At 48.7% G+C, this 22,180-nt stretch carries 24 protein-coding genes and 3 tRNA genes; 14 read left to right on the top strand and 13 right to left on the bottom strand.

Annotation, left to right across the window (positions count from 1 at the left end; translation table 11 throughout):
• Window positions 1-76: 76 nt before the first annotated feature.
• A complete protein-coding gene (gene isiD / locus DXZ20_RS12975) occupies window positions 77-295 on the top strand; it encodes a protein IsiD (protein ID WP_163664831.1) in 219 nt (72 codons plus the stop codon).
• Window positions 295-1,542: a bifunctional phosphopantothenoylcysteine decarboxylase/phosphopantothenate--cysteine ligase CoaBC gene (gene coaBC, locus DXZ20_RS12980; RefSeq protein WP_163664829.1), complete on the top strand. Its 1,248-nt coding sequence runs from the start codon at window positions 295-297 to the stop codon at window positions 1,540-1,542. The genes isiD and coaBC overlap by 1 nt, the downstream gene beginning before the upstream one ends.
• Window positions 1,543-1,633: 91 nt before the next feature.
• On the opposite strand, the gene DXZ20_RS12985 is transcribed toward coaBC, so the two are convergent.
• Together DXZ20_RS12985 and DXZ20_RS12990 are read right to left on the bottom strand one after the other, a co-directional pair.
• Window positions 1,634-2,374 (bottom strand): Tic22 family protein, encoded by a 741-nt coding sequence (locus tag DXZ20_RS12985; protein WP_163698591.1) that lies wholly within the window; start codon window positions 2,372-2,374, stop codon window positions 1,634-1,636.
• Between the two features lie 213 nt (window positions 2,375-2,587).
• A tRNA-Pro gene (locus DXZ20_RS12990) sits at window positions 2,588-2,661 on the bottom strand.
• Between the two features lie 87 nt (window positions 2,662-2,748).
• On the opposite strand from DXZ20_RS12990, the gene DXZ20_RS12995 reads away from it, so the two are divergent.
• Window positions 2,749-3,189: a DUF4332 domain-containing protein gene (locus DXZ20_RS12995; RefSeq protein ID WP_163664825.1), complete on the top strand. Its 441-nt coding sequence runs from the start codon at window positions 2,749-2,751 to the stop codon at window positions 3,187-3,189.
• Between the two features lie 109 nt (window positions 3,190-3,298).
• Here the strand turns inward: DXZ20_RS12995 and DXZ20_RS13000 are convergent, their stop codons facing one another.
• Entirely contained in the window at window positions 3,299-3,820 is a 522-nt protein-coding gene (locus DXZ20_RS13000) for a GNAT family N-acetyltransferase (protein WP_006517988.1), read from the bottom strand.
• Between the two features lie 344 nt (window positions 3,821-4,164).
• On the opposite strand from DXZ20_RS13000, the gene DXZ20_RS13005 reads away from it, so the two are divergent.
• Together DXZ20_RS13005 and DXZ20_RS13010 are read left to right on the top strand one after the other, a co-directional pair.
• Window positions 4,165-4,890, top strand: coding sequence for a hypothetical protein (locus DXZ20_RS13005; protein ID WP_006517989.1), 726 nt, complete (start codon window positions 4,165-4,167; stop codon window positions 4,888-4,890).
• Window positions 4,891-5,009: 119 nt separating this feature from the next.
• Window positions 5,010-5,888: an alpha/beta fold hydrolase gene (locus DXZ20_RS13010; RefSeq protein ID WP_163698593.1), complete on the top strand. Its 879-nt coding sequence runs from the start codon at window positions 5,010-5,012 to the stop codon at window positions 5,886-5,888.
• On the opposite strand, the gene tsaD is transcribed toward DXZ20_RS13010, so the two are convergent.
• Window positions 5,885-6,931: a tRNA (adenosine(37)-N6)-threonylcarbamoyltransferase complex transferase subunit TsaD gene (tsaD, locus tag DXZ20_RS13015; protein ID WP_163698595.1), complete on the bottom strand. Its 1,047-nt coding sequence runs from the start codon at window positions 6,929-6,931 to the stop codon at window positions 5,885-5,887. The two genes, DXZ20_RS13010 and tsaD, sit on opposite strands and share 4 nt — an antisense overlap.
• 264 nt (window positions 6,932-7,195) lie before the next feature.
• Between tsaD and DXZ20_RS13020 the strand changes: the two genes are divergently transcribed.
• Complete coding sequence (locus tag DXZ20_RS13020) at window positions 7,196-7,696, top strand: Photosystem I reaction center subunit III (RefSeq protein WP_163664819.1); 501 nt, start codon at window positions 7,196-7,198, stop codon at window positions 7,694-7,696.
• A 102-nt stretch (window positions 7,697-7,798) separates the two neighbouring features.
• Window positions 7,799-7,924 carry a photosystem I reaction center subunit IX gene (gene psaJ, locus DXZ20_RS13025; RefSeq protein WP_006517993.1) on the top strand — a complete coding sequence of 42 codons (126 nt, stop codon included), beginning with the start codon at window positions 7,799-7,801 and terminating at the stop codon, window positions 7,922-7,924.
• A gap of 106 nt (window positions 7,925-8,030) precedes the next feature.
• Here psaJ and DXZ20_RS13030 read toward each other — a convergent pair whose 3' ends face one another.
• The 3 genes from DXZ20_RS13030 to lpdA are packed head-to-tail and all read right to left on the bottom strand — an operon-like array spanning window position 8,031 to window position 10,637.
• The gene (locus DXZ20_RS13030; protein ID WP_163664818.1) at window positions 8,031-8,267 is read right to left on the bottom strand and encodes a DUF5340 domain-containing protein; all 237 of its coding nucleotides are present in this window, start codon (window positions 8,265-8,267) and stop codon (window positions 8,031-8,033) included.
• A 58-nt stretch (window positions 8,268-8,325) separates the two neighbouring features.
• Entirely contained in the window at window positions 8,326-9,207 is an 882-nt protein-coding gene (gene trpC, locus DXZ20_RS13035) for an indole-3-glycerol phosphate synthase TrpC (RefSeq protein WP_163664816.1), read from the bottom strand.
• Window positions 9,204-10,637, bottom strand: a complete 1,434-nt coding sequence (gene lpdA / locus DXZ20_RS13040; protein WP_006517996.1) for a dihydrolipoyl dehydrogenase — start codon at window positions 10,635-10,637, stop codon at window positions 9,204-9,206. The genes trpC and lpdA overlap by 4 nt, the downstream gene beginning before the upstream one ends.
• A gap of 423 nt (window positions 10,638-11,060) precedes the next feature.
• Here lpdA and DXZ20_RS13045 point away from each other — a divergent pair, with 423 nt between their 5' ends.
• Entirely contained in the window at window positions 11,061-11,285 is a 225-nt protein-coding gene (locus DXZ20_RS13045; protein ID WP_163664814.1) for a hypothetical protein, read from the top strand.
• Here the strand turns inward: DXZ20_RS13045 and DXZ20_RS13050 are convergent.
• Together DXZ20_RS13050 and DXZ20_RS13055 are read right to left on the bottom strand one after the other, a co-directional pair.
• The gene (locus DXZ20_RS13050) at window positions 11,276-12,064 is read right to left on the bottom strand and encodes a TrmH family RNA methyltransferase (RefSeq protein ID WP_163664812.1); all 789 of its coding nucleotides are present in this window, start codon (window positions 12,062-12,064) and stop codon (window positions 11,276-11,278) included. The genes DXZ20_RS13045 and DXZ20_RS13050 overlap by 10 nt on opposite strands.
• A 291-nt stretch (window positions 12,065-12,355) precedes the next feature.
• Window positions 12,356-12,439 (bottom strand) — tRNA-Leu (locus DXZ20_RS13055).
• A gap of 247 nt (window positions 12,440-12,686) precedes the next feature.
• Here DXZ20_RS13055 and murA point away from each other — a divergent pair.
• From murA to DXZ20_RS13075, 4 genes are all read left to right on the top strand, one after another.
• Window positions 12,687-14,060 (top strand): UDP-N-acetylglucosamine 1-carboxyvinyltransferase, encoded by a 1,374-nt coding sequence (gene murA, locus DXZ20_RS13060; RefSeq protein WP_163698597.1) that lies wholly within the window; start codon window positions 12,687-12,689, stop codon window positions 14,058-14,060.
• Between the two features lie 47 nt (window positions 14,061-14,107).
• The gene (locus DXZ20_RS13065; RefSeq protein WP_163698599.1) at window positions 14,108-14,980 is read left to right on the top strand and encodes a M48 family metallopeptidase; all 873 of its coding nucleotides are present in this window, start codon (window positions 14,108-14,110) and stop codon (window positions 14,978-14,980) included.
• A 56-nt stretch (window positions 14,981-15,036) separates the two neighbouring features.
• Window positions 15,037-15,119 (top strand) — tRNA-Leu (locus DXZ20_RS13070).
• Window positions 15,120-15,273: 154 nt separating this feature from the next.
• Window positions 15,274-15,813, top strand: coding sequence for a hypothetical protein (locus tag DXZ20_RS13075; RefSeq protein WP_163664806.1), 540 nt, complete (start codon window positions 15,274-15,276; stop codon window positions 15,811-15,813).
• On the opposite strand, the gene rimM is transcribed toward DXZ20_RS13075, so the two are convergent.
• Both rimM and DXZ20_RS13085 read right to left on the bottom strand, forming a co-directional pair.
• The gene (gene rimM, locus DXZ20_RS13080; RefSeq protein ID WP_163698602.1) at window positions 15,785-16,369 is read right to left on the bottom strand and encodes a ribosome maturation factor RimM; all 585 of its coding nucleotides are present in this window, start codon (window positions 16,367-16,369) and stop codon (window positions 15,785-15,787) included. The genes DXZ20_RS13075 and rimM overlap by 29 nt on opposite strands.
• Window positions 16,362-17,636, bottom strand: a complete 1,275-nt coding sequence (locus tag DXZ20_RS13085) for a valine--pyruvate transaminase (RefSeq protein ID WP_163664802.1) — start codon at window positions 17,634-17,636, stop codon at window positions 16,362-16,364. The genes rimM and DXZ20_RS13085 overlap by 8 nt, the downstream gene beginning before the upstream one ends.
• 176 nt (window positions 17,637-17,812) lie before the next feature.
• Between DXZ20_RS13085 and glgP the strand changes: the two genes are divergently transcribed.
• Together glgP and DXZ20_RS13095 are read left to right on the top strand one after the other, a co-directional pair.
• Window positions 17,813-19,939 carry an alpha-glucan family phosphorylase gene (glgP, locus tag DXZ20_RS13090; RefSeq protein WP_163698604.1) on the top strand — a complete coding sequence of 709 codons (2,127 nt, stop codon included), beginning with the start codon at window positions 17,813-17,815 and terminating at the stop codon, window positions 19,937-19,939.
• The gene (locus DXZ20_RS13095; RefSeq protein ID WP_163664798.1) at window positions 19,936-20,793 is read left to right on the top strand and encodes a Tab2/Atab2 family RNA-binding protein; all 858 of its coding nucleotides are present in this window, start codon (window positions 19,936-19,938) and stop codon (window positions 20,791-20,793) included. The genes glgP and DXZ20_RS13095 overlap by 4 nt, the downstream gene beginning before the upstream one ends.
• 87 nt (window positions 20,794-20,880) lie before the next feature.
• On the opposite strand, the gene DXZ20_RS13100 is transcribed toward DXZ20_RS13095, so the two are convergent.
• A complete protein-coding gene (locus DXZ20_RS13100) occupies window positions 20,881-21,777 on the bottom strand; it encodes a hypothetical protein (RefSeq protein ID WP_163664796.1) in 897 nt (298 codons plus the stop codon).
• Window positions 21,774-22,180 (bottom strand): hypothetical protein (locus tag DXZ20_RS13105; RefSeq protein WP_250565746.1); only part of this gene is annotated, 407 nt, incomplete at its 5' end. The genes DXZ20_RS13100 and DXZ20_RS13105, both read right to left, overlap by 4 nt.

Here is a 22,180-nt window from a genome sequence, read left to right on the forward strand (position 1 = left end):
TTCAGACGCACTCCGGGACAGTGATAACGACACCGAATACACTGGAGACAGCGCCCGCCCACAGGAGCCAGCACCCATGGTTTTAAGTACAAGCAAAGTTTCTGATAAGCCCATTGCTGACGTTACTCAAGAAGAGGTCGATCAGCTGGCACAACGTCTAGAACAGGATGAATACACGACAGCCTTTGAAGGTCTGCAGGATTGGCATCGACTACGGTCAATAGCATTCCAGCGTCCAGAGCTAGTGCGTTCTTATCTACATTTATTAGATGTAGAAACCTACGACGAAGCCTAATGACAGATGCGTCACCAACGACCAAAATTTTGGTCGGCATTAGTGGCGGCATAGCGGCCTATAAAGTTTGTGAGGTGGTGTCTACCCTGGCTAAAGCAGGGGCAGAGGTACGGGTTATTCTGACGTCCTCGGCAGAGGCGTTTGTTTCGGCTTTGACCTTTGCCACCCTCTCACGTCATAACGCTTACACCGATGATAATTTTTGGTCCGCTGACCAGGCTCGCCCCCTACATATTGAGCTAGCTGAATGGGCGGACTGTTTTTTGATTGCACCGTTAACAGCAAATACTCTGGGGAAATTGGCCCACGGCTTAGCAGACAATCTGCTAAGCAATACGGTCTTAGCATCCACATGCCCAGTGCTACTGGCTCCGGCTATGAATACGGATATGTGGCTACAGCCGTCTGTCCAGCGTAACTGGCACCAGGTTTTAACGGATGAACGTTACCATGCGGTGGGACCAGCGGCTGGCAGGTTAGCGTGCGATCGCATCGGCACCGGTCGCATGGCCACACCCCAGACCATCCTCGCTGCCCTAGAGTCTCTCAAACACACCCAAGGTCGTCGTGACCTCAAGGGCAAGCGCGTCCTCATTAGTACTGGTAGCACCCAGGAATTTATCGACGCCGTTCGCTACATTGGCAATCCATCGACTGGTCGTATGGGCATTGCTTTAGCCACTGCCGCCGTCCATCGTGGAGCACATGTATCCTTAGTACATGGCCCCATGGAAAGACATCTCCGCCAGACCATTCCAGATCCAGTGCAAACCACAGCCGTTGTTAGTGCCGCCGATATGGAAGCGGCCCTGATGGCTCAGTTAGACACTGTAGACTGGATCATCATGGCCGCAGCAGTAGCTGATATGCGCCCCCAGTTGCACGTCACTGGCAAACTTGCTAAGGCAGATTTACCTAACCCGTTACCCCTTGAACCGGTCACAGATATTGCGGCAAAACTGTCCGCTAACAAAAGAGCCGACCAAACCCTGGTGGGGTTTGCGGCTCAAACAGGCGATATTATTCAGCCTGCCCTAGGCAAGCTACAGCGTAAAGGATTGGATGCCCTTGTGGCCAACCCAGTAGATCAGCCGGAGAGTGGATTTGGCAGCGATCGCAACCATGGCATCTTCCTAGATAAATACGGCCAACAAATAACATTGGCCACCGACACCAAATTATCGATGGCCCACAAAATCTATAGCCTGCTCCGCAAGATACCTAGTGAGGCCCCATTAGACCTTTAGCGTCGAACCTTACCTCAATAATCAATCTCACTCAGACGCTCACCCAGTATGATCGCTGTCGCAACCTTCAGACTAGATGAGCCACTACCCACTATTGCAAGTCCAAACTCTGAATATGATTAATCACATCTGAATCTGGCAAGAAGCGAATACGCTCAAACGCTTCATTATCACTGCCCAAGATATTCCCAGATAAATCTGCCAAGGAAACCACACCAACATTTACCTGAGACATATTAGGGTTAGACGCTTGAATAGAACTTAAGACACTATCTGCATCCTGCTTGGAGAAGAACATGGAGAAAATAGACTCTTCAGAGTCATCACCAATCGATAGCGGCAGATAATTCCCAGCAGCATCTTGCAAAGCAAACAAAGGAACCAACGATGAAGAGGTAGTCCCACCAAAATTACTATCCAAAGCACGCGCTGCCTCCAATTCTTCAGCCTCAGGAATAAAGATCAACTTTAAAGGGACTTCCCGTTCTTCCTGGGCTAGGCGATGAACAGATGCTAAGTCAATCACACCAACAGAGCCACCTTGGTTAAATCGAGGCTCCTCTTCGCGAACCTGCTCTACAAAACTGAGCACATCATCTTCAGTAAAGAACACCCGTAGTAGAGATACATTTCCCATGCCATCATTGGGCAAATCAACAACTGATGTCACATAGCCACCAGAACTATCAGCCACCACAAAAACAGGGACTTCTGCAAATTTAATGAGCAATTCATCTTCCGAAAGCGCTGCTGCTTGAGGGGTATGGAATGTAGCGGCAATAACACCACCACCTAATAGGCCACATAGAAAACGACCAAACATTGCTTTCATACTTCCTCCTGATGCCAAACTACTGACTTGCTCAGTCTTCATCATCTAACACAGCTTAACTTCATCTACGATAAGCTGAGACATTTCTACAACTGGCCACCGTCCCAAGCAAAGATCCCAAGCTACCCCAGGAGTACTGATAATATCCCGCATCCAATAGACTCAAAAATCTTGCACAGAGAGATTACAGGATTACAACACAAATTTAAAAAATCGGGATGACAGGATTCGAACCTGCGACATCCTGCTCCCAAAGCAGGCGCGCTACCAAGCTGCGCTACATCCCGTGGTCAAAAACACCCTAGACAATTAAACTGCTAAAGCCCAAGTGCAATAGATTAACAACCTAACATAAATATACCTCTGTTTACCCAATGGTTTTTGAACCGCTCAGAATACCTAACTCTATCCGACTTCAAAACTGGGCTATTGAGCAGCTACCAGGCATCTCTGACGAGCACCAGCAGCAGCTAAATATATTGAATATTTTCACGACTTTTGACCTACTCAATGCAACTCGCACCCAGTCAGCACGCTTAAAGCTGGCCCAGCAGCTTAACTCTCATATCAAATATGTCAACAAGTGGACGGCCTTAGCCCAACTAGCTTGCCTCCCCAGCGTAGGATGCAAATACTGCGGTCTACTATTGCACGCTGGCATTAGCTCACCTCAGCAATTGGCACTATTACCTGTTGCCCAACTTCACTCCCAACTTAAGCGACTCCAAATAAAACTCATGCAGCGAGCTGACCTGAGCCCAGATACAGCCCAAGTTTCACAATGGATTACTGAAGCCAAACAACTATGCAGGTAGGGCAAGACTAGACTCGCACCTCAGATATCACTCTTGATGTCTTAAATGCGTACAACCCACCTCAATACCAGAAACTAGCAAAGCTTATGGGGCAATTACCGTTTAATGCCTAATCTGGGTACCAAAACATCCCCTTAATGCCCTCTGGGTCTGGCATAAACCCTAAGTTTTTGTAAAAGTTCACAACATGGGGATCGGCAAACAGCGTAACGTTACTGATATCTTCACTGCGAAGTTTCTTGATCAGTTGCTGCATCAGTGCCTTGCCCAAACCTCTACCCTGAAAGCTAGGATGCACCACAACATCCCAAATGGTTGCATTAAAGGCATGATCTGAGGTAGCTCGGGAAAAGCCAATTAATCGTTTACGGGCCCCTTGCTGCTCCCACATGGTGACCACTAAAAAACTGTGTTGAATAGCTTTTTTGACCTTTCTTAGAGGTCGACGCGACCACCCAACAGCATCGCAGAGCTCTTCTAACTCATACAAATCAATGTTTCGATCTGTACTAAAAACAATACGAGCCACCTGGTCAGAACCGGTTGGATTTATCGCATAATCATCAGAAACAGCTTGTGTGGGCACTGATGAAGCCTCGGTGGGACTAAATAAGCTTTTCCAGAAACCCATGCAAACAAAACGGTTGGAAATATGAACTCTGCTTTAACTCTAGCAGTATAGACCTATCCTTTCCTAAGAGGGTAAAAACATTGCTTCAGGATCAATCAAAATTACATGGCCAATCGGTAACCAGCGAACACAGTAGTGTATGTATTTCTAATGATCTCTGTTTCTCACACCGGACACGGTTTTCCTTAGCAGAGATAACAAGACACTTTGGGTAATATTGCGTCAGGGACTTTGGAGCAAAGTCATCAAAGTTTTAATTGATGGGGTGTGTTCATGTTTCAGTTTGCCAAATGTGGTAAACCAAATTAGCCAACCGGTACAACTCATGCAGTTTCTGAATACATATGGCAGCCGGATTAAAGACATCGACAGTAGAGCTGCTGAAGCGCTTCAACCGAGCGTTTCCGCAATTTTATGAGCAATTTGTCAGTAGTGAGATTCAATTGCAAAACCTACGGCTTGCCTATCAGCTCTACAAAACCAAAAAGGCCGTTATTGAAATCAAACCGGAAGGTAATCGCAGCGCCCTCCATTTTGCCTATCGTAATCAGTCCTTTTTACTCAGCGATATCTTTGGTGTACTCACAGCCTATGGTCTAACAATCCATAGCCTCAGCCTATACGGACAGATTTATCCACCCATGCTGGTGTTTGTCAAACTGGTGGTCTCGCGTGGGGGTAAAGCCCTCAGTGATAAAACTGCCGATAACACCTGCCGGGCTATTCGAGAAGCTTTAGCCGGACGCTACGAAGTGGAAGAAATGCTCAGCGTTGAATTCAACCTCAACGCAGGCTTAGAAAAAGTTGAAACTGAATTTTATGTAGACCCAGTCTTTCATTTGCCAGCCTTACTCATCGAAGCAGATAACCAACCAGGTCTGTTTTATAAGGTCATGTATGCCATTTGGCAAGAAGATTTGCTGGTGGTGAATGCTAATCTATTGGTATGGCGTGGTCGTACCCGATTGATCTTGTACCTATTAGGCCCCAATGAGAGTTTAATTCCAGAATATTTAGGACATAAGATTGCCGATGGTATGCGCGAGCGTTTACTTGGCGGGCCTTACTAGAGAATGCGGGAACAGAGGTTATCTATTTGTTATCTGTTGATAGGTGAAGCCTTTAGCAATCGAACGTTGGATGGGACTAGTTCGAGTTTGAATGTTGTCTTACGAATGCGATTTGCACCATGGTGGTGACACCTGTCTTCGGAGTGCCCCATGTCTATGATTTCACTCCCAATTTATTTTCCACTACCACCACCCATCGTTCAGTATTAGTCTGCATTCATGGCTGGCTACTCAGTAGAGCCTATTGGCAACCTCTGATGCAGCAGCTTGCTCCAGATATTGAGTGTCTTGCCTACGACTTGAGAGGCTTTGGGGATTCAACCCAAGATCTATCTTGCCGCTCTATTACTGTAGATGCCCCCACCTACGGGCTTACAGCCTACGCCTATGATTTAAATGCATTATTAGAGGCCCTCGAACTAGAGGATGTATGGCTAATGGGCCATTCTTTGGGGGGCAGTATTGCTCTATGGGCAGCTCATTTGTTTCCAGAACGTGTGCGAGGAGTTATCTGTGTAAATGCAGGGGGTGGCATATATATCCACAATGCCTTTGAAAGATTTCGCAGCACTGGGCAACAAATGTTAGGGTGGCGACCTCAATGGCTACAGCATCTGCCATTATTACCATGGGTATTTGCCAACATCATGGTGCAACAAACCTTGAGTTATCGTTGGGGCCAACAACGGCTGATTGATTTTCTAAGGGCAGATCCAGAGGCGGCAGCTCAGTCACTCCTAGCATCAACAACTGAAGATGAAGTCCATCAACTGCCCCAGATAGTCTCCCAGCTATCTCAACCGGTATATTTCATCACCGGTGAACAAGATATGGTTATGGAGCCTCGCTACGTACAGCATTTGGCTAGTTTTCATAAATTTTTTCGTCAGGGCAAAGAAGCAGTTGTTGCGTTCAAACAATGCGGCCACTTTGCCATGCTAGAACAGCCACTAGCGCTAGAAGCACAGATCCGCCAATGGCTGCTCCTTACCAGTTAACGCTGGTATAACTCAGCAACGTGTTCTAGAGGGAGCCGAGAATAAACTCCCAGATCTAATTTAGAACAATGTCCCTGATCAAAATGATCGCTAGCAGCACAGGCAATCATGGCTGCATTATCCGTGCAAAATTTTAGCGAGGGAATGTAAATGTTAATACCTTGCGCTGCTGCTGTCTCAGCAATTACATGACGCAAGCCACTGTTGGCAGCCACACCTCCTCCCATCACAATCGCAGGCAGGTTTTGGTCTTGGGCACAGCGCATCGCTCGTTTCACTAATGCCCGCACCACAGCGTACTGGAAGCTGGCAGCGATATCAGCTACAGGGAGTGGATCCACCCCCTCTGATTTAAGGCGCTCTACCAGCCTCAAAACAGCGGTTTTAAGACCACTAAAGCTTGCATCATAAGGATGATAGCCACCTTCTGGCAAGGAAATGTTGCCCTCTGGCAGTCGAAATGCTTTCGGGTCACCCTGCTGGGCTAATTGATCAATGATAGGGCCGCCGGGATATCCCAGAGCCAGCAAGCGAGCGACTTTATCGAAGGCTTCACCGGCAGCGTCATCTCGGGTTTTACCGAGCAATTTGTATTGACCGCAGCCATCAACTCGAATCAAGCTGGTGTGCCCACCGGAGACTAATAGACACAGGAAAGGCGGCCGCAGATCAGTGTGTTCTAAATAGGCTGCATAGATGTGTCCCTCCAGATGGTGCACACCTAAAAACGGTTTGTGATGTACCATTGCCAGGGTTTTACCAACACTCATACCAACCAAGAGAGCACCCACCAGGCCCGGTGCACAGGTGGTGGCAACAGCGTCGATATCAGCCCAACCCAATTGAGATTTAAGCAACGCTTCATTCACTGTGTCGCCAATGGTCAGCAAATGTTCGCGGGATGCTAACTCTGGCACAACACCACCATAGCGACTATGCAGGTCAATTTGGGATGCCACAACACTACTGAGCACTTGATGATGCTTCACCACCGATGCGGCTGTTTCATCACAGCTGGTTTCAATTGCTAAAATCGTGGCCATGCGTCAATTGTGTCGTCATGTAAAGTCTTGTGAGTAATTTCCCTGCCAGGGTTTGGCAGAAAGGTATGATCCCTGAGAGTCAAGTAGATCCTTAATTTAGTTCACGTTGGTTGAGTTTTAAAAGCGACTTCAATACTGCGTCGGCTAACTGATAAAGCATACACACTAGGGAACTAGTTAAAGCAGCATTACAGTTAGTTATCTAAGTTAAGAGATTCACTGAATTAATTTTTTGTCTTTTGTAAAACACAAAGGAAACATTTTATGCGACGGTTGTTTGCTCTGGCTCTAGTACTTTGCCTCTGGTTTGGCTTCGCGGCACCCGCCTCTGCCAGCTTGGCTGGAGACAACGTGGCTGGTTTGACCCCCTGTGGCGAATCTGCTGCGTTCCAACAACGTGCCTCTGCGGCCAAAACAGAAGGTGCTAAAGCACGTTTTGATTTTTATGCTAACTCCAGCCTACTTTGCGGCGAAGATGGCCTCCCCCACTTGGTGGTAGATGGAGATTTTGCTCATCTTGGTGAGTTTGTCATTCCCGGCATTTTATTCCTTTACATCGCTGGCTGGATTGGTTGGGCTGGGCGTTCTTACTTGATCGCGTCTCGCACTGCCAAGAAGCCCGAGGAGAAAGAAATCATCATCGATACTGGCTTGGCTATCAAGTCTTCTTTGGCGGGTGCGGCTTGGCCCCTAGCTGCATTCAAGGATATGGCATCCGGTGCCATGTTTGCGAAGGATGATGAAATCACAATTTCACCTCGCTAATTAATACATCAGAGGCACGGCTTGGGCTTGATGAGTCGAATCAATATAACTGGGTCGTGCTGACTTATTGTTTTTAGATGTTTTTATTCAGGACACTTTCCCATGCCCGAAGGCTTAGTAAAATACCTGTCTACAGCCCCTGTATTAGCTACAATTTGGATGCTGATCACAGCTGGTATCTTGATTGAATTTAATCGTTTTTTCCCCGATCTACTACTTCATCCTTAGGGATAGCTGACTATTTGTCACTGCACTGGTTATAGATTGGAAAAAATCCCACCTCAGTTTTCAAAGCTGAGGTGGGATTTTTTAAGATAACGGGCTTATATCTCCCTTAAATTCCTGGTTTTTCATTTAATGACCAGTAATATTCCACTGGCAACCTTGAAGCTCGGCAACTTTCTTCCAGTTGCTTTTGCTGAGACATTGCCTTACGCAGGGTAATAATCAGTTCCTGGAGTTGTTCCTTCTGTGGGGAGTGCTGATAGATAGCCGCAGTAGTTTCACGTTCCAAGAGCCTTAGTAATAGCTCGTAATGGATATGGGATGGCAGGGGAATAGGACGATCCATAGTCGGAAAATCAGAGTAGGGAACCTGAAACGGGTAGACAATAGACAACTTCCAGGGACTAGGTCATGAGCTGCCCAATAGCAGCACCGGGATCGGGCTGCCGCATCAGCGACTCACCCACTAAAATGGCATGGGCTCCAGCTTGCGCTACCCGCATAACGTCATCCGGTCGATGGATACCAGACTCACTTACAAACAACATGTCATCAGCTCTGACATGGGTTGATGCATGGGCCAACAAATCCTGCGTAGTGTCTAAGCTAACCGAAAAGTCCTCGAGGTTACGGTTATTCACACCAAGCACGTTAACCTGGTCTACATTGAGCACCCGGTCTAGTTCTTCAGCGGTATGGACCTCCACCAGGGCAGTCATTCCTAAGGCTTTAGCGATTCGCGTAAAGTAACTCAAATCCTTGTCTGACAAAATGGCCGCAATCAGCAAAATAGCATCAGCTCCATAGATTCGGGCCAGATAAATCTGATAGGGATAAATGATGAATTCCTTACATAGAATCGGCAGGCTTATGGCGTGACGCACTTGAGCAAGATAGTCAAAACTACCCTGGAAAAATTTTTGATCGGTAAGCACCGATAGACAGGTAGCTCCACCTTTTTCGTAGGCGGTTGCGATCGCAACCGGATCAAAATCTTCCCGGATCACCCCCTTACTGGGGGAGGCTTTCTTTACCTCAGCAATCACAGAGGGTGATGTCTTACCGCTACGTAAAGCCGCAGCAAAATCTAATGGAGGAGGTGCCGTCAAGACCTGCCGTTGTAACTCTGCCAGCGATGTTTTTCCCCGCAGACGCTCCACTTCGACTTCCTTGTGCCAAACAATTTCCTCAAGGATATGGCGGGGTTCACTATCAGGAACCTTCACCTGATAGCGCAGAGTATCAACAGCTACCGCAGGATTGGGAGGACGCCGTCTAATCTTCATGCCGTCACCTCAGCACGCTTAAAGGCCTCATCTAACACCTCAGATAGCGTTGGGTGTGTATGGACGATAAAGGACAGATCTTTAACGGTTAACCCCTGAGCAATAGCATTAGCAGCCTCTTGAATCAGGTCCGCTGCATGGATACCGATAATGTGAGTTCCCAGAATTTCCCCCGTGTCCTTACGGTAGATTACCTTAGCCAGGCCATCAGATTCATTTTCTGCCAGCGCTTTGGAGTTGGCTTTGAAGTAGCTGCGTACGGCACCAATCTTAAAACCTTCTGCCGCAGCTAGCTCTTTAGCCGCAGGCTCAGTAAGACCGACAAAGCTCACCTCTGGATGGGTAAATGCGGCGGCCGGAATACTGCGATAGTCAACGGTACGATTATTTTCCAAAATATTTTCAACAGCCACCACACCCTGGGCTGAGGCAGCATGGGCCAACATCATCTTGCCAGTAGCATCACCAATAGCCCAAAGATGGGGTATGGGCTCACCATCCCGCAGAACTTCCATACGGTCATTTACTGGGATAAAGCCACGACGGTCAGTTTCAATAGCCAGACTTTCTAAGCCCATATCCTTCGTGGCAGGGATGCGCCCAGTTGCCACCAGACAAGCATCAACCTCTAGCACATCGACCGTTTCCTTCGTTTTTAAATCAGCCAGCTCAATGGTCACTGGAGAGCCAGGTGTAACGGTCTTAGCAATCACACCCACATGGGTATCAATATCACGAGGGTCGATGAGAACGCGCTTAGCGATTTTGGCGATGTCCGGATCAAAGGTGGGCATCAGCTGGGGCAAAGCCTCAATCATACTGACTTCACACCCCAAAGCCGTATACACATCAGAAAATTCTAGACCAATATAGCCACTCCCAATAATGGCCACCCACTGAGGTAGCCAGTCCAGCTTAATTGCTTCGTCGCTGGTAAATACGGTTTTACCATCAGTCTCAATACCAGGGGGCACAAAGGGAACAGACCCTGGCGACAGCATAATGTCCTTAGCGGTGTAGGTCTTTTCACCATCAGCCGTGGTCACAGTCACTTTCTGAGTGCCGGCCAGCTTACCCCAACCGCGAATCGTATCTACACCCAGTCGAGTCAGACTATTGGTTAAGTCACCCTGGATCTTGCTAACCAAGTTACTGGCATGATCAGCAATGGCAGAGCGCTCAAACTGCACGTCTCCCACTTGAATGCCGAAGGACTGTAGATGATGCTTGTCGCGCAATTCGCGGACGCGACCAGATGCAGCCAACAATGCTTTCGAAGGTATACATCCTCGATTAACGCAGGTGCCTCCCATATCAGCCGCTTCAATAATGGCGGTCTTTAACCCGCTTTTCACAGCGTGCAATGCCGCCCCATGACCACCGACACCGGCACCTACGATGATTAGGTCATAATCAAAGGATGAACTCACAACGATCTCCTGTTTCAGCACATTTGCGACCCCTTAGTTATTGAATTGATGCCGTTTGCCTAAGGTAGAAAACGACATGGGCAACATAGGGGCAGAATCCATTCTCAACTAGATTGTGGATATTAGACAACTTGATATTGAGCAATTATTTTCAAATTTGTTAGATTCGATATCTGTCTGACTAAATACCTGTAGATCCATTTTTATCCCCAAGGCCAGTTCCTAACGAACAGAGCTCTTTACAAAAACGTAGTTAACTTTCTACTTTTGCCTAGACTTGGAACATCTTGGCTAGGGTTAGATTCACAAATCTCATTACTAAAGACCCCACACCAATTGCGATCGCTAAAATCATAGACATTGCTCAGTCAATGTTAAGCAATTCAGCAATGGTTGAAAGGGCCTACTAACGAGGCAAGATCAATGGATAAACGTCAGCTAAGGCAGTCTGCTGTTGCCGATTTTCTGCAATCTTTGGAGCACCTGGATGAGCTATTAGGCGATACAACGGATACGCTCGTTTTAGATGATGGGCCTCAAGAACCGGAATCAGGTCAAGATGAATCGCGATCTTCCCAGCCACATCAGCCTCGCAACATTCAAAAAAACCACGCTCGTCAAGATCCGCCTAACTCTCATCAACCATGACGCTGACGTTTGGCTTCGTAAAGCATTAGAGCTGTTGCGATCGCAACATTCAACGATTCCACACCAGCCGCCAATGGGATTTTGACCTGATGTGTGGCTAAATCCATAGCTTGCTCCGACAGCCCAGCGCCTTCGTTTCCCATCAAAAAAACAGTCGGTTGCCGCAGATCTAAATCCCAGTAGTCCAGGGAAGCTGTAGGGGTGGTGGCCACCAGCTGTACATCTAAGCTTTTTAAGTCATTCAATGTAGCAATGGTCTGCATTGGTAAACGAAACCATTGCCCTGCCGTAGCCCGTAGCACCTTGGGATGATCTACGTCTACGCTATCGGTTGTGAGCCAGATGCGATCGCATCCTGCTGCCGCTGCTGTACGGATCACCGTACCCAAGTTACCTGGATCCTGTAACCGTTGCAGCGCCACACCCAGGGAAACCCTTTCTACAAGCCTGGTGGACTGCGCAATGCGCCGCGCAATCGCCACCACTCCATCCGGGCTGACAGTGGTACACATACTGACTAGCACATCAGGACTGACCAAGCGAATATCAGTCCCCAGCCGCCTTAAGCAGTCCAATAAATCACCATGGGTATGTCCCCAGTTTTCTGTGAACGCGACCTGAAGCAATGGATATTCAACAGCACACGCTTCCTGTAAGAGATGAGTTCCTTCTAGCAGAAACACATTTTGTCGTCGCCGCTCCTTAGCCTGATGCAGCTTTCGAAACTGCTTGGCCAGGGGATTTTTAGTGCTGATAATTGTTGTCAGGTTCTCTAGCATTTAAGTGCTTTATCACTCAGACCTTGCCGTTGGGCGCAGTCTGCTTTACTCACCACATTGACAGAGTCAATAAACAGTAAAGGATACAAGTGTATCGATTGCTACTGCCCAATACTCAACCAGCTCACTATCAATTTCCTGAGCAATCAATCAATAATTGATAAAAAAGTCTGAATAAATAAGGAAAACTAAAGCACTTTATTGCCGCCATCTAACAACAACAAAACGATTCAGAATAGTTTGAGTCAAACATCAGGACAAAAACCAGACATAAAAGTACTGAATTAAAAATGCGGAACCCGGGACTTGAACCCGGAAGTCCTTGCGAACACTAGAACCTGAATCTAGCGCGTCTACCAATTCCGCCAGTTCCGCTTAGGGCTATAAAAGTAACCGTAGTTTACTATCGTCTAGCAATCAGACTGATTCGTCAATCCCCAGTTTTGGCCTTTTAAGGACGATTTTTCGCTTTTCAAAAGAATTAAAACACCTATTCAACGACAAAAGGATATTAATATGGCTTAACAAATAAGTACTTTCAGGTAGAATCGTCACCATTGTTAACAAAAGTGGCTAGATTGCCATTTTTATGTTCTTGTGTGGCTGAGTCTCTTTATTGAATTTGGAGGACATTATCATCAATACCTCACTTCAGGCTGATCAACGCTCCTCCAGCGAGTCCTCACCTGTTATTGAAATTTGGGGCAAACAGCCCCTCAGTGGCCATATATCCGTCAGTGGAGCCAAAAACTCGGCATTGGTCGTTATGGCAGGTTCAATTCTGTGTTCGCAGGATTGTCGGATTCGCAACATCCCTGATTTAGTAGACATCGGTCGCATGGCGGATGTGCTCACTGCCTTGGGTGTGAAGGTGTCTCGCCATGGAGACATGCTGGATGTAGATGCCAGTTCTATCAGTCATTCCCGTGCACCTTACGAAATCGTTAGCAAACTTAGAGCCAGCTTCTTCGTCATTGGCCCTTTACTAGCCCGTCTAGGCGTTGCCCGGGTGCCGCTGCCAGGAGGCTGCGCCATTGGTGCTCGTCCTGTGGCTCTTCACATCCGAGGACTACAGGCACTGGGTGCAGAAGTACACATGGACCATGGTATTGTTCATGCCTACGTACCTGGCACCCGCAATCGCTTAAAAGGCGGAAAAATTTATTTAGATTACCCCAGCGTTGGTGCAACAGAGACCCTGATGATGGCAGCTACCCTAGCTGAAGGGGAAACCATCATTGAGAATGCCGCTCAGGAGCCAGAGGTACTGGATCTAGCCAACTTCTGTCGAGCCATGGGTGCACGCATTCGTGGAGCAGGCACAAACACCATCACCATCGCTGGTGTTCCTCACCTTCATTCCACCGACTACGGCATTATTCCAGACCGAATTGAAGCGGGTACGTTCATGCTTGCCGGGGCTATCACTAAATCCCCCATCAGCCTGTCGCCCATTCTTCCAGAACACCTAACACCTGTGATTGCCAAACTGGCAGAAGCTGGCACCAGGGTTGAAATGGAAGGCCACAATCGCGCCAGGATCATTCCCGGTGAACGGCTTTTACCCATCGAAATTGAGACTCGCCCCCACCCAGGGTTTCCCACCGATATGCAGGCCCAGTTTATGGCGCTGACCACCCTTGCAGACGGCGATAGCGTCATCACAGAAACCGTTTTTGAAAACCGGTTACAGCATGTTGCTGAGTTCAACCGCATGGGTGCAAATATTCGCCTGACTGGGAATTCTGCTGTAATTCGCGGCGTTCCATACTTGTCAGGGGCTCCGGTGACGGGCACTGATTTGCGAGCCGCCGCCGCCCTACTAGTGGCAGGCTTGGCTGCTGAAGGCAAAACCACACTGCATGGGTTACAACACCTGGATCGCGGCTATGAAAACATTGAGGCTAAGCTAGCCGCAGTCGGGGCTAAATTACGTCGAATCCCAGACCCTGCGCTAGCGTCTACGGATATGGCGAATCCGGCAGTTATCGTTTAGGTGCAGACCGCTACACTGTAGCTTAGTAAAGCTCAGCGATAGGGGAGATGGATGGCGTGGGTGAGAAATGCATTTTAACTGGATTACGAGCTAACCATTTTCGCCATCCCCTCGATCTACGGGCGACAGAATCTCTTAAGCAACTACCAGGCTTAGACCTGGCCATTCGCGCTCTGCTACGTCCCACAGCAGAGCAATTTTTTTACCTAGAAAATATTGCGACCAGTGTTTTGGTGGGCCCCCAACAGCTGCCAGACATCCATCAGCTATTGGTTGAAGCTTGTCAAATTTTAGACATAGAAGCGCCTCAACTTTATGTGAAGCAGCATCCCGTTCCCAATGCTTATACCTTTGCCATGCGAGGTAAGCAGCCGTTTATTGTGGTGCACACCTCATTGATCGAGCTGCTGAATGCCAAGGAACTGCAGGCAGTCATCGGCCATGAACTAGGGCATCTCAAATGTGACCATGGCATATATTTGACCCTGGCTAATTTGCTGACATTGGCCGCCAGCCAGCTACCGTTGGGCCCAGTATTGGCTCAAAATCTACAAAATCAGATTCTGGAATGGGTGCGGTGTGCTGAATTTACGTGCGATCGCGCCGCCCTTTTAGTCAGTCAGGAATCCAGAGTTGTAGCCTCGGTGTTGATGAAATTAACGGGAGGCTCCCCCACCCTCTCCCCTCAACTCAACTTAGACGCATTTCTCGCTCAAGCAAACGCGTACGAAGATTTAAACTATGACCAACTGGCAATTTTTCTCAAACAATTACGCACCCAGGAGCTGACCCACCCCGTCCCAGTGCTACGTGCTAAGGAAATCATGCAATGGCATAACACCCTCAATTATCAAAGGCTACTACAAACACGCCGTCTGCAACTAAATGAAGATGCCAGAGGCGGCTGGCGAAACTGGTAAATGGGAAAAAGGGGGTTACAGAGGTGGCTGAACTCTGTATAATGTTAAAGCTATTCGGGCGGATGGCGAAATTGGTAGACGCACCACACTCAAAATGTGGCGGCCTTTGGTCATGCGAGTTCGAGTCTCGCTCTGCCCATTGAATATTGGTCAACATTCTTATCATTTTTTTGGTGTGGAGATGTTCTATGAACATCTCCACACTTTGCATTCTGACGAGAATTTATACTCATCTTTGGGAAATCTAGACCAACGGAAAACAATGCAATGCCTGGATAGGCACTGAGGGAAGGTTGGCTAGTACATTCCAGTTGGGTCACTCCCCACACAACGCCACGTTTTATCACGTTCATCTCCTAACCCATCAAGAAGAATGTCTATTTGGTGATGTTTTGGGAGAACATACACAGCTCAATCCTTCGGGGCAAATTGCTGCAGACGAATGGCAACAGATAGCCGCCGCCCATCAGCGTGATATTGAGCTAGACCATTGGACAGTACTCCCCAATGGTGTACGAGCATTAATCGCCGTAATCCAAAGCGACGCAAAATCTGTATGCAGCTACAGTTTGCAGCAAAGCCAGCCAAAACCCCGTGCTCTCTCATCCTTTGTCGCTGGGTTCAAAGCTGCAGCTGCTAAGCGCATCAATCTTGTCAGAGGCGTACCAGGAGCTCCTGTATGGCAGCGGGGTTACCAGGAGCAACGGATTGATGACCCTACAACCCTCGAACGGATCCGGCAACTACTAACCAGCCAGGCCCAAGCGGCAGGACTTGTTATCGACAACCGACAGCCGCATAACGCTAATCAATTAAGCCATCCGGTGGAGTAATCTCAACACGCCCTTGCGTTAAATCAACCACCGGCACTATTGCTTCTACAAACGGAATCAGAACTGTTCGCGCTTTTATTTGTCCGTTATCTTTGGTAGCCTCCTCTGGCTGATCTGACGCTAAAGCGACCTCCAGCAAATCGTTACCGGCTCGATACACATCAATTACCGACCCAATTTGCTCTCCAGTCTCCTGCAAGATCACGGCTAGTCCCATCAGATCGCCCACATGGAATTCCCCCGGTTCAAGGGGCAAACGATCGTCAGCGGGTATCAACAGCTGTGCATCACGCAGTATCTCTGCTTGATTGCGATAATTGATACCAGCCAGTTTGAGAATATACAGGCCTTTACCCTCTTGAAACCGCCCCTTCACCAGCTTGATGGGTTCTGGGTTAGCGGCTCCTGGCTTGAGCAACCAACGCTCACCCGGCTGTTCAAAGCGTTCTGGAAAATCGCTGTCGGGATAGACCCGAACTTCGCCATTCAAGCCATGGGCACCAACAATACGGCCAATGGTGAGCCAGTCGATTGGGGATTGAGAGTTGTTAGGCATGGGTTGTCGACTGCCCGTAAATGTCCTCAGTTAGCTGGGCCAAACGACGAATTGCGATCGCAATTCGCTCTGCGGTATCCGTCAGGCTAATCCTAAAGCACTGGTGTTTATGGGTCCAATCGTCACGCAGACCAGGGAAAAATGGACTACCGGGGACAATAATCACCCCGTAACGTTTCAAGGCTTGATAAAACGCCTGATCATCTATGGGGAGATCCTGAAGCCACAGCCAGGCAAATATGGAACCTTCTGCCTGGTGTAGGTACCAGGGAACATCTGGCATCGTCTCGTCTAAAGTAGCTTCAATGACTGAAAATTTCTGCTGATAGTGGGGACGAATCACAGTCTTAGCAATGTCGGCTAAAGCCCCTGAGGCAATGGCATGGGCAGCAATCGCCTGACCATAGCGAGAGGAATGAATACAGAGATTGGTCTGAAAAGATTCCAGCACTCGAATGGTCGCTGCATCACCCATGGCAATGCCTACACGCTCACCGGGTAATCCGGCTTTTGAAAGGCTGATGCAGTGAACTACGTTAGGCGTCAATATCGGCGTCATCTCAGTAAAATTGAGGGCCGGGAACGGGGGAGCATAGGCTGAGTCAATAAAGACGGGGACATTGGCCGCCAGACGGGCAATGCGTTGCACCTCTTCGTCGGTGAGAACATTGCCTGTGGGATTACAAGGTCGAGAAAACAGCACAAACCCGGTCTGTTCAGTCACCGTCAGCTGGCTGAAGTCGGGGCGATATTTGAACCGATGGGCGGCAGCATCCACCTCCAGGGTGGGTCGATACGCTCGCACAGCCTCGGGATAAAGCGAAACACCACCATACCCGGTATAGTCAGGGCTTAAGGGTAAAAGAATTTCCTTGAGTTTGCCCTCAGAGGTGTAGCCACCCAAGGCATTGGCAGCCAGAAAGTACAGCGACTGACTGCCGGGGGTAATCAGGATATTCTCGGCGGTGAGGCTCAGGTTATAGCGTTGATTAAAATCAGTTGCGATCGCATCAATCAATGGTTCATAGCCTCGGCTAGACCCATAGCGACACACCACCTCGCCGTAGTCTGAACTGGCCAATAAATCAGTGGTGCAGTCGCGCCACAGCTGCTCAACCTCAGGCAAAATTACCGGATTGCCTGCACTTAGGTTAATAAAGTCTGCAGACTGTCCCGACTGAAGGGTTTCGATGATATCTTTCATGATTGCCCGCACCCCTGTGAGGTGGGACATTTGTTGACCAAACTGGGTAAGTGCTGGAGCCATGAACTATTGCCTTATGAGGCTAAATTAATCGCTACAATCGTTGCCCCGTCATAGACAGGGCAAACAATTAAAAGACAGATTTACGACTGGTTTACTATACCGCAGCAAGTCTCAGCTATTTTTCTGCCCACATTAGGTACTGATCCGTGCCTCTGTTATTTACCTCTCCTTCACCCATGAATCTTCGTCGCTCCCTCAGTGCAAAGCTTCCTCCTCCACTCAAACCCTTAACCCAGTTCATTTATAACTATTGGTGGAGCTGGACCTCTGAGCGTGGGTCCCTATTTCGGGTGCTGGCCCCTGACCTTTGGCAAGACTGTCAGCACAATCCTGTAGCGCTTATGCAGGCAATTACTCCAGAACGTCTGTGGCAGCTTGCAGAAGATCCAAACTACCTCAAACGATTACAAACCCTAGCCGCTGAGTTTCAAACCTATCTCCATAGAGACCATACCTGGGCTCAAGAAGTAGCCCCTAGTATTACCTCTGATAACCCAGTTGCCTATTTCTGCATCGAGTACGGTATTCATGAATCTCTACCGCTGTACTGTGGCGGTTTGGGCGTGTTAGCTGGCGATCACCTCAAATCAGCCTCGGATTTAGGGCTACCAATGGTGGGTGTGGGCCTGTTATACCACCAGGGCTATTTCTCCCAGCGCCTTAATCGCAGTGGCTGGCAAGAAAGTCATTACTCCTGTAATGACTTTGAAAATCTGCCGCTGATTCCGGTATGCAATGAGCATGGGCAACGGCTCAAAATTCGGGTCATCATTGGCCAGCGCATGGTTAAAGCTCAAGTATGGCAGGTGCAAGTTGGTCGTAGTCTGCTGTACTTGTTGGATACAGACATTATTGAAAACGATAGTGAAGACCGACACATCACGGCCCAACTCTACAGTGGTGACCCGGATAAGCAATTGGCCCAGGAAATGCTTTTGGGTATCGGCGGTGTACGTATGCTGCAGGCGTTGGGCATTGAGCCTGCCATTTATCACCTGAATGATGTGCATGCAGCCTTCGCTTTACTGGAATTGGCCAGGTTTGAACTCGAACAAATGGGCGGCACCCTAGATGATGTCAAATCCTATGTGTGCGATCGCACCCTCTTTACAACACATACACCAGTGCCCACAGGCCAGGCATTTTCCGTGGGGATGATGGAGAACTATTTTGCCGATTATTGGCCCAGATTGGGACTAGAGCGTGAAGAATTCTTGGCCTTAGGACATCAAGCCTCAAGTCCTGACGTGTTTAGCATGACGGCTTTAGCACTACAGCTGACCCGGACGGCTAATGCGGTGAGCAAGCGCCACGGTGAGGTATCTCGACAGCTCTGGCAAAACCTCTACGCCGAGCGCTCAGACAAAAAAGCCCCCATTGGTCATGTCACTAACGGCATCCATGCCCGCAGCTGGATTGCCCCACTTTTAGAAGACCTGTATCAAGACTATTTAGGCAAACACTGGGCCGAGCGCATCAGCGATCCAGAAACTTGGAGCAAAATTGAACATATTCCCGACGAACGTCTGTGGCAGCGGCACCAAATTCTTAAAGCACGGCTAATTGCCTACACGCGAGACCGGGTGCTTAAGGCCAGGCGAGATCGCAAAGAATGCTCCGATGACATCAATGCAGTAGAGCGTCTGCTGGACCCTAAAATCCTCACCCTCGGCTTTGCCCGACGATTTAGCGACTATAAACGCAGTGACCTGATTTTTCGCGACCTCAGTCGGCTCACCCGAATTTTCTCTAATCAGAAGCGACCGGTACAGCTAATCATCGCCGGTAAAGCTCGGCCCAACGATACCGCTGGCAAGCGCATCATCCAGCGAGTCATGGAATGGAGTCGTCACCCAGACCTGCGAGACCGCATTGCCTTTATCGAAGACTATGACATGTATACGGCCAAGCTTATGGTCCAGGGCATTGATCTTTGGCTAAATACGCCCCGTCGCCCCCTGGAGGCCTCTGGCACCAGCGGTCAGAAAGTAGCCCTCAATGGCGGCATTAATTTCAGTGTGTTGGATGGTTGGTGGTGTGAAGGCTACAAGCTCCACCTCAACGGCTGGACAATTGGTGAAGATGCGGAAACAAGAGATCAGGACGTTCAAGATACGATAGATGCAGAATCGTTTTATTCCCAGCTCGAACGGGAAATTGTGCGCCTTTATTATGATTGCGATCGCAACCACGTTCCTCGCGCCTGGGTAAAACGAATGAAAGCCTCGATCCGTACCATTGCACCTATTTTCAATAGCGATCGCATGGTGTCTGACTACGTCAACCAGCTCTATATTTCATGAGTCCCCCCTGGCAACTCGACTTTTACCGACGCCCCTTAAAAAACACAGACAATCAGCCCCTATGGGAGTTACTTGTGTGTACTCCAAACATGGATTTCAGCTATGGGGAAACCTGCCCGCAGCCTGAAGCCGATGCCATGTGGCTACGTCATCAGATTAAGCAGGCCATCCACCGAGCAGGCTATCGCCCCAAGGTGCTACAGGTCTTTCGGCCCCAGACCCAAACCCTAACGGAAGTAGCCTGTCGAGAATTGGATATCCCGGTAGGGACCCAACGGAGGCTACCTACCTTAAAACAATGGCTGCGGCAACGTAACGCCTGGTATTCAAATCTCAAAACCTACACGGGAGAAGCCTATTCGCCATTTGCCATTGAGCGATCGACACCAATTCCTCTGCCAGATAATCTGTGGGGTGAAACGTGGCGGTTTGCGGGTCTATCCAACGCCGATCTGCTGCGGTTTCAATACGAAGCGATACCGGTGCGTTCCATCCCCAAAGAGCTACTACCTTTGGAAATTGGCCTATCTAGCACGGTCCTCATTCCGGGTGTAGTGATTGATGGTGGTCAGCGCTCCATGGCGTTGACTCAGTGGTTAGATTCGACGCAACCTGCATTTTTGCAGTATATAGCGGGTCAGCCGGATGGACTGATCTTGGAAGCGGGACTTTGCGATCGCTTCGTCCTCACCACCTTTGAAGACAGCGATGTACGCGGTGCAGCCAATGCCTTTGAACAACGCAAAGTAACGTCCAAAGGCTTACATTTTCTGCTAATCCGCCCCGATGATTCAGGCATGACCTATAGCGGTTTGTGGTTATTACAAGAATCGCCGGATACACAGGTCGGTTAATCCCCTAGCCATACCATGGTGCCTCTCAGAGGATCTTGGGTGTAGAGACGTTCCATAGTTAGTCTCTACACCCAAGACTAACTATCCCTACACATGGAAAAATATTTTTTGGATCAACCAAAATATCCCCTGGGGTAAGGGCATCCAAAGAGGCATCAGTATTAGCAACCCTAAATAAGTACGAGCGATAAAACTACTTTTTGCCTGGATTAACCCCATGACCATTAGTAGGGCACCAAACCCGATCACTGGAATCACAGCATAAGTCGTAATCACAAACACTATGAGTGTCCAATCTCGCTTTTGATACAGCCAACGGGGCACCTTTAGCAAAAAGCTAGCAGCGACTAGCCCCTCAATCAAAATCGTCCAATAGGACAGCACTAAACTCGCAGCAGCCATACGAGGTGTTGTGGCTAGCTCTTGCGGATTTAACACAGCCGCTGACGCCTGCATGGTTTCAAAAATATGACGATTCTCGGCAAGGGTGGTCAGGTTCAACCCACCAAAGAGAACAGCCCCCATTGCTAAACGGCTATCCAGCAAAAATGTCAGATGCAAAAAAGAACCGTCTAAATATTCGCCACCGATAAATTTCCAAAGGGTGGCAAACAAGAAACATAACCCTATCAGCCAGCGAGAATTCCAGCGCAGTACCTGCTTAGGCTTTTGGCTCCAAACTGCAATGGTGCACACCAACACCCAGTAAGTGTAGAGATATTCGTGGTTGACTAAAGTAGACCAGTGCCAAAGGTTATTAAATACAAGGCATGCGCTCATGCCTAGCCATACCCAGGGCCGACGCACCAAGCTTGGATTGAGCAACATAGCTGCCGCTAAAAGCTTTTCTGGCAACATGGTCCACAGCCAGTGATCAATGCCATGCAGCAGCAGCAGCAGCGTTGTCAGCCGCAGTACGAGCAAATAAGTTGGCGGTTCTAGCAGATTATCTAGCCATTGATTCCATTGTTTGACCCAGGTCATAGCTCAACCTCAACCGGATCAGCAATCGGCTCATAGACAATGGTCTTACCGTCATACACCAAGCGCCACGCCTGTAGCTGAATTTTAGTATCGCAACCCTGCTCACGATTTTCCCCATAAAGTTCAGCAATAGGATTCTGAGAATCTATTGAAAGCAGACGCTGGCCCACGCGGCTTAACTGTTGGAGTGTTGGAAAGGTGCTGACATGAATATAGGTTTCAGCCTTCAAAAATTTAGGCGATGCAGCCACCAGCTCAGGCAACATGATTTCTTGCTGCTGCTGGCAATCAATTAGACGGGTTTTAATGACACGACGCTCGTCACGGTCAATGGAGGCAAACATACCAAACCCCCCCCCATGCCACGGACTCAGACCAAGCGTTTGCACCAGTATGATTTGCC

Origin of the sequence: Adonisia turfae CCMR0081 (assembly GCF_011009555.1) — a bacterium.
In the GTDB taxonomy this organism is placed as follows: domain Bacteria; phylum Cyanobacteriota; class Cyanobacteriia; order Phormidesmidales; family Phormidesmidaceae; genus Leptothoe; species Leptothoe turfae.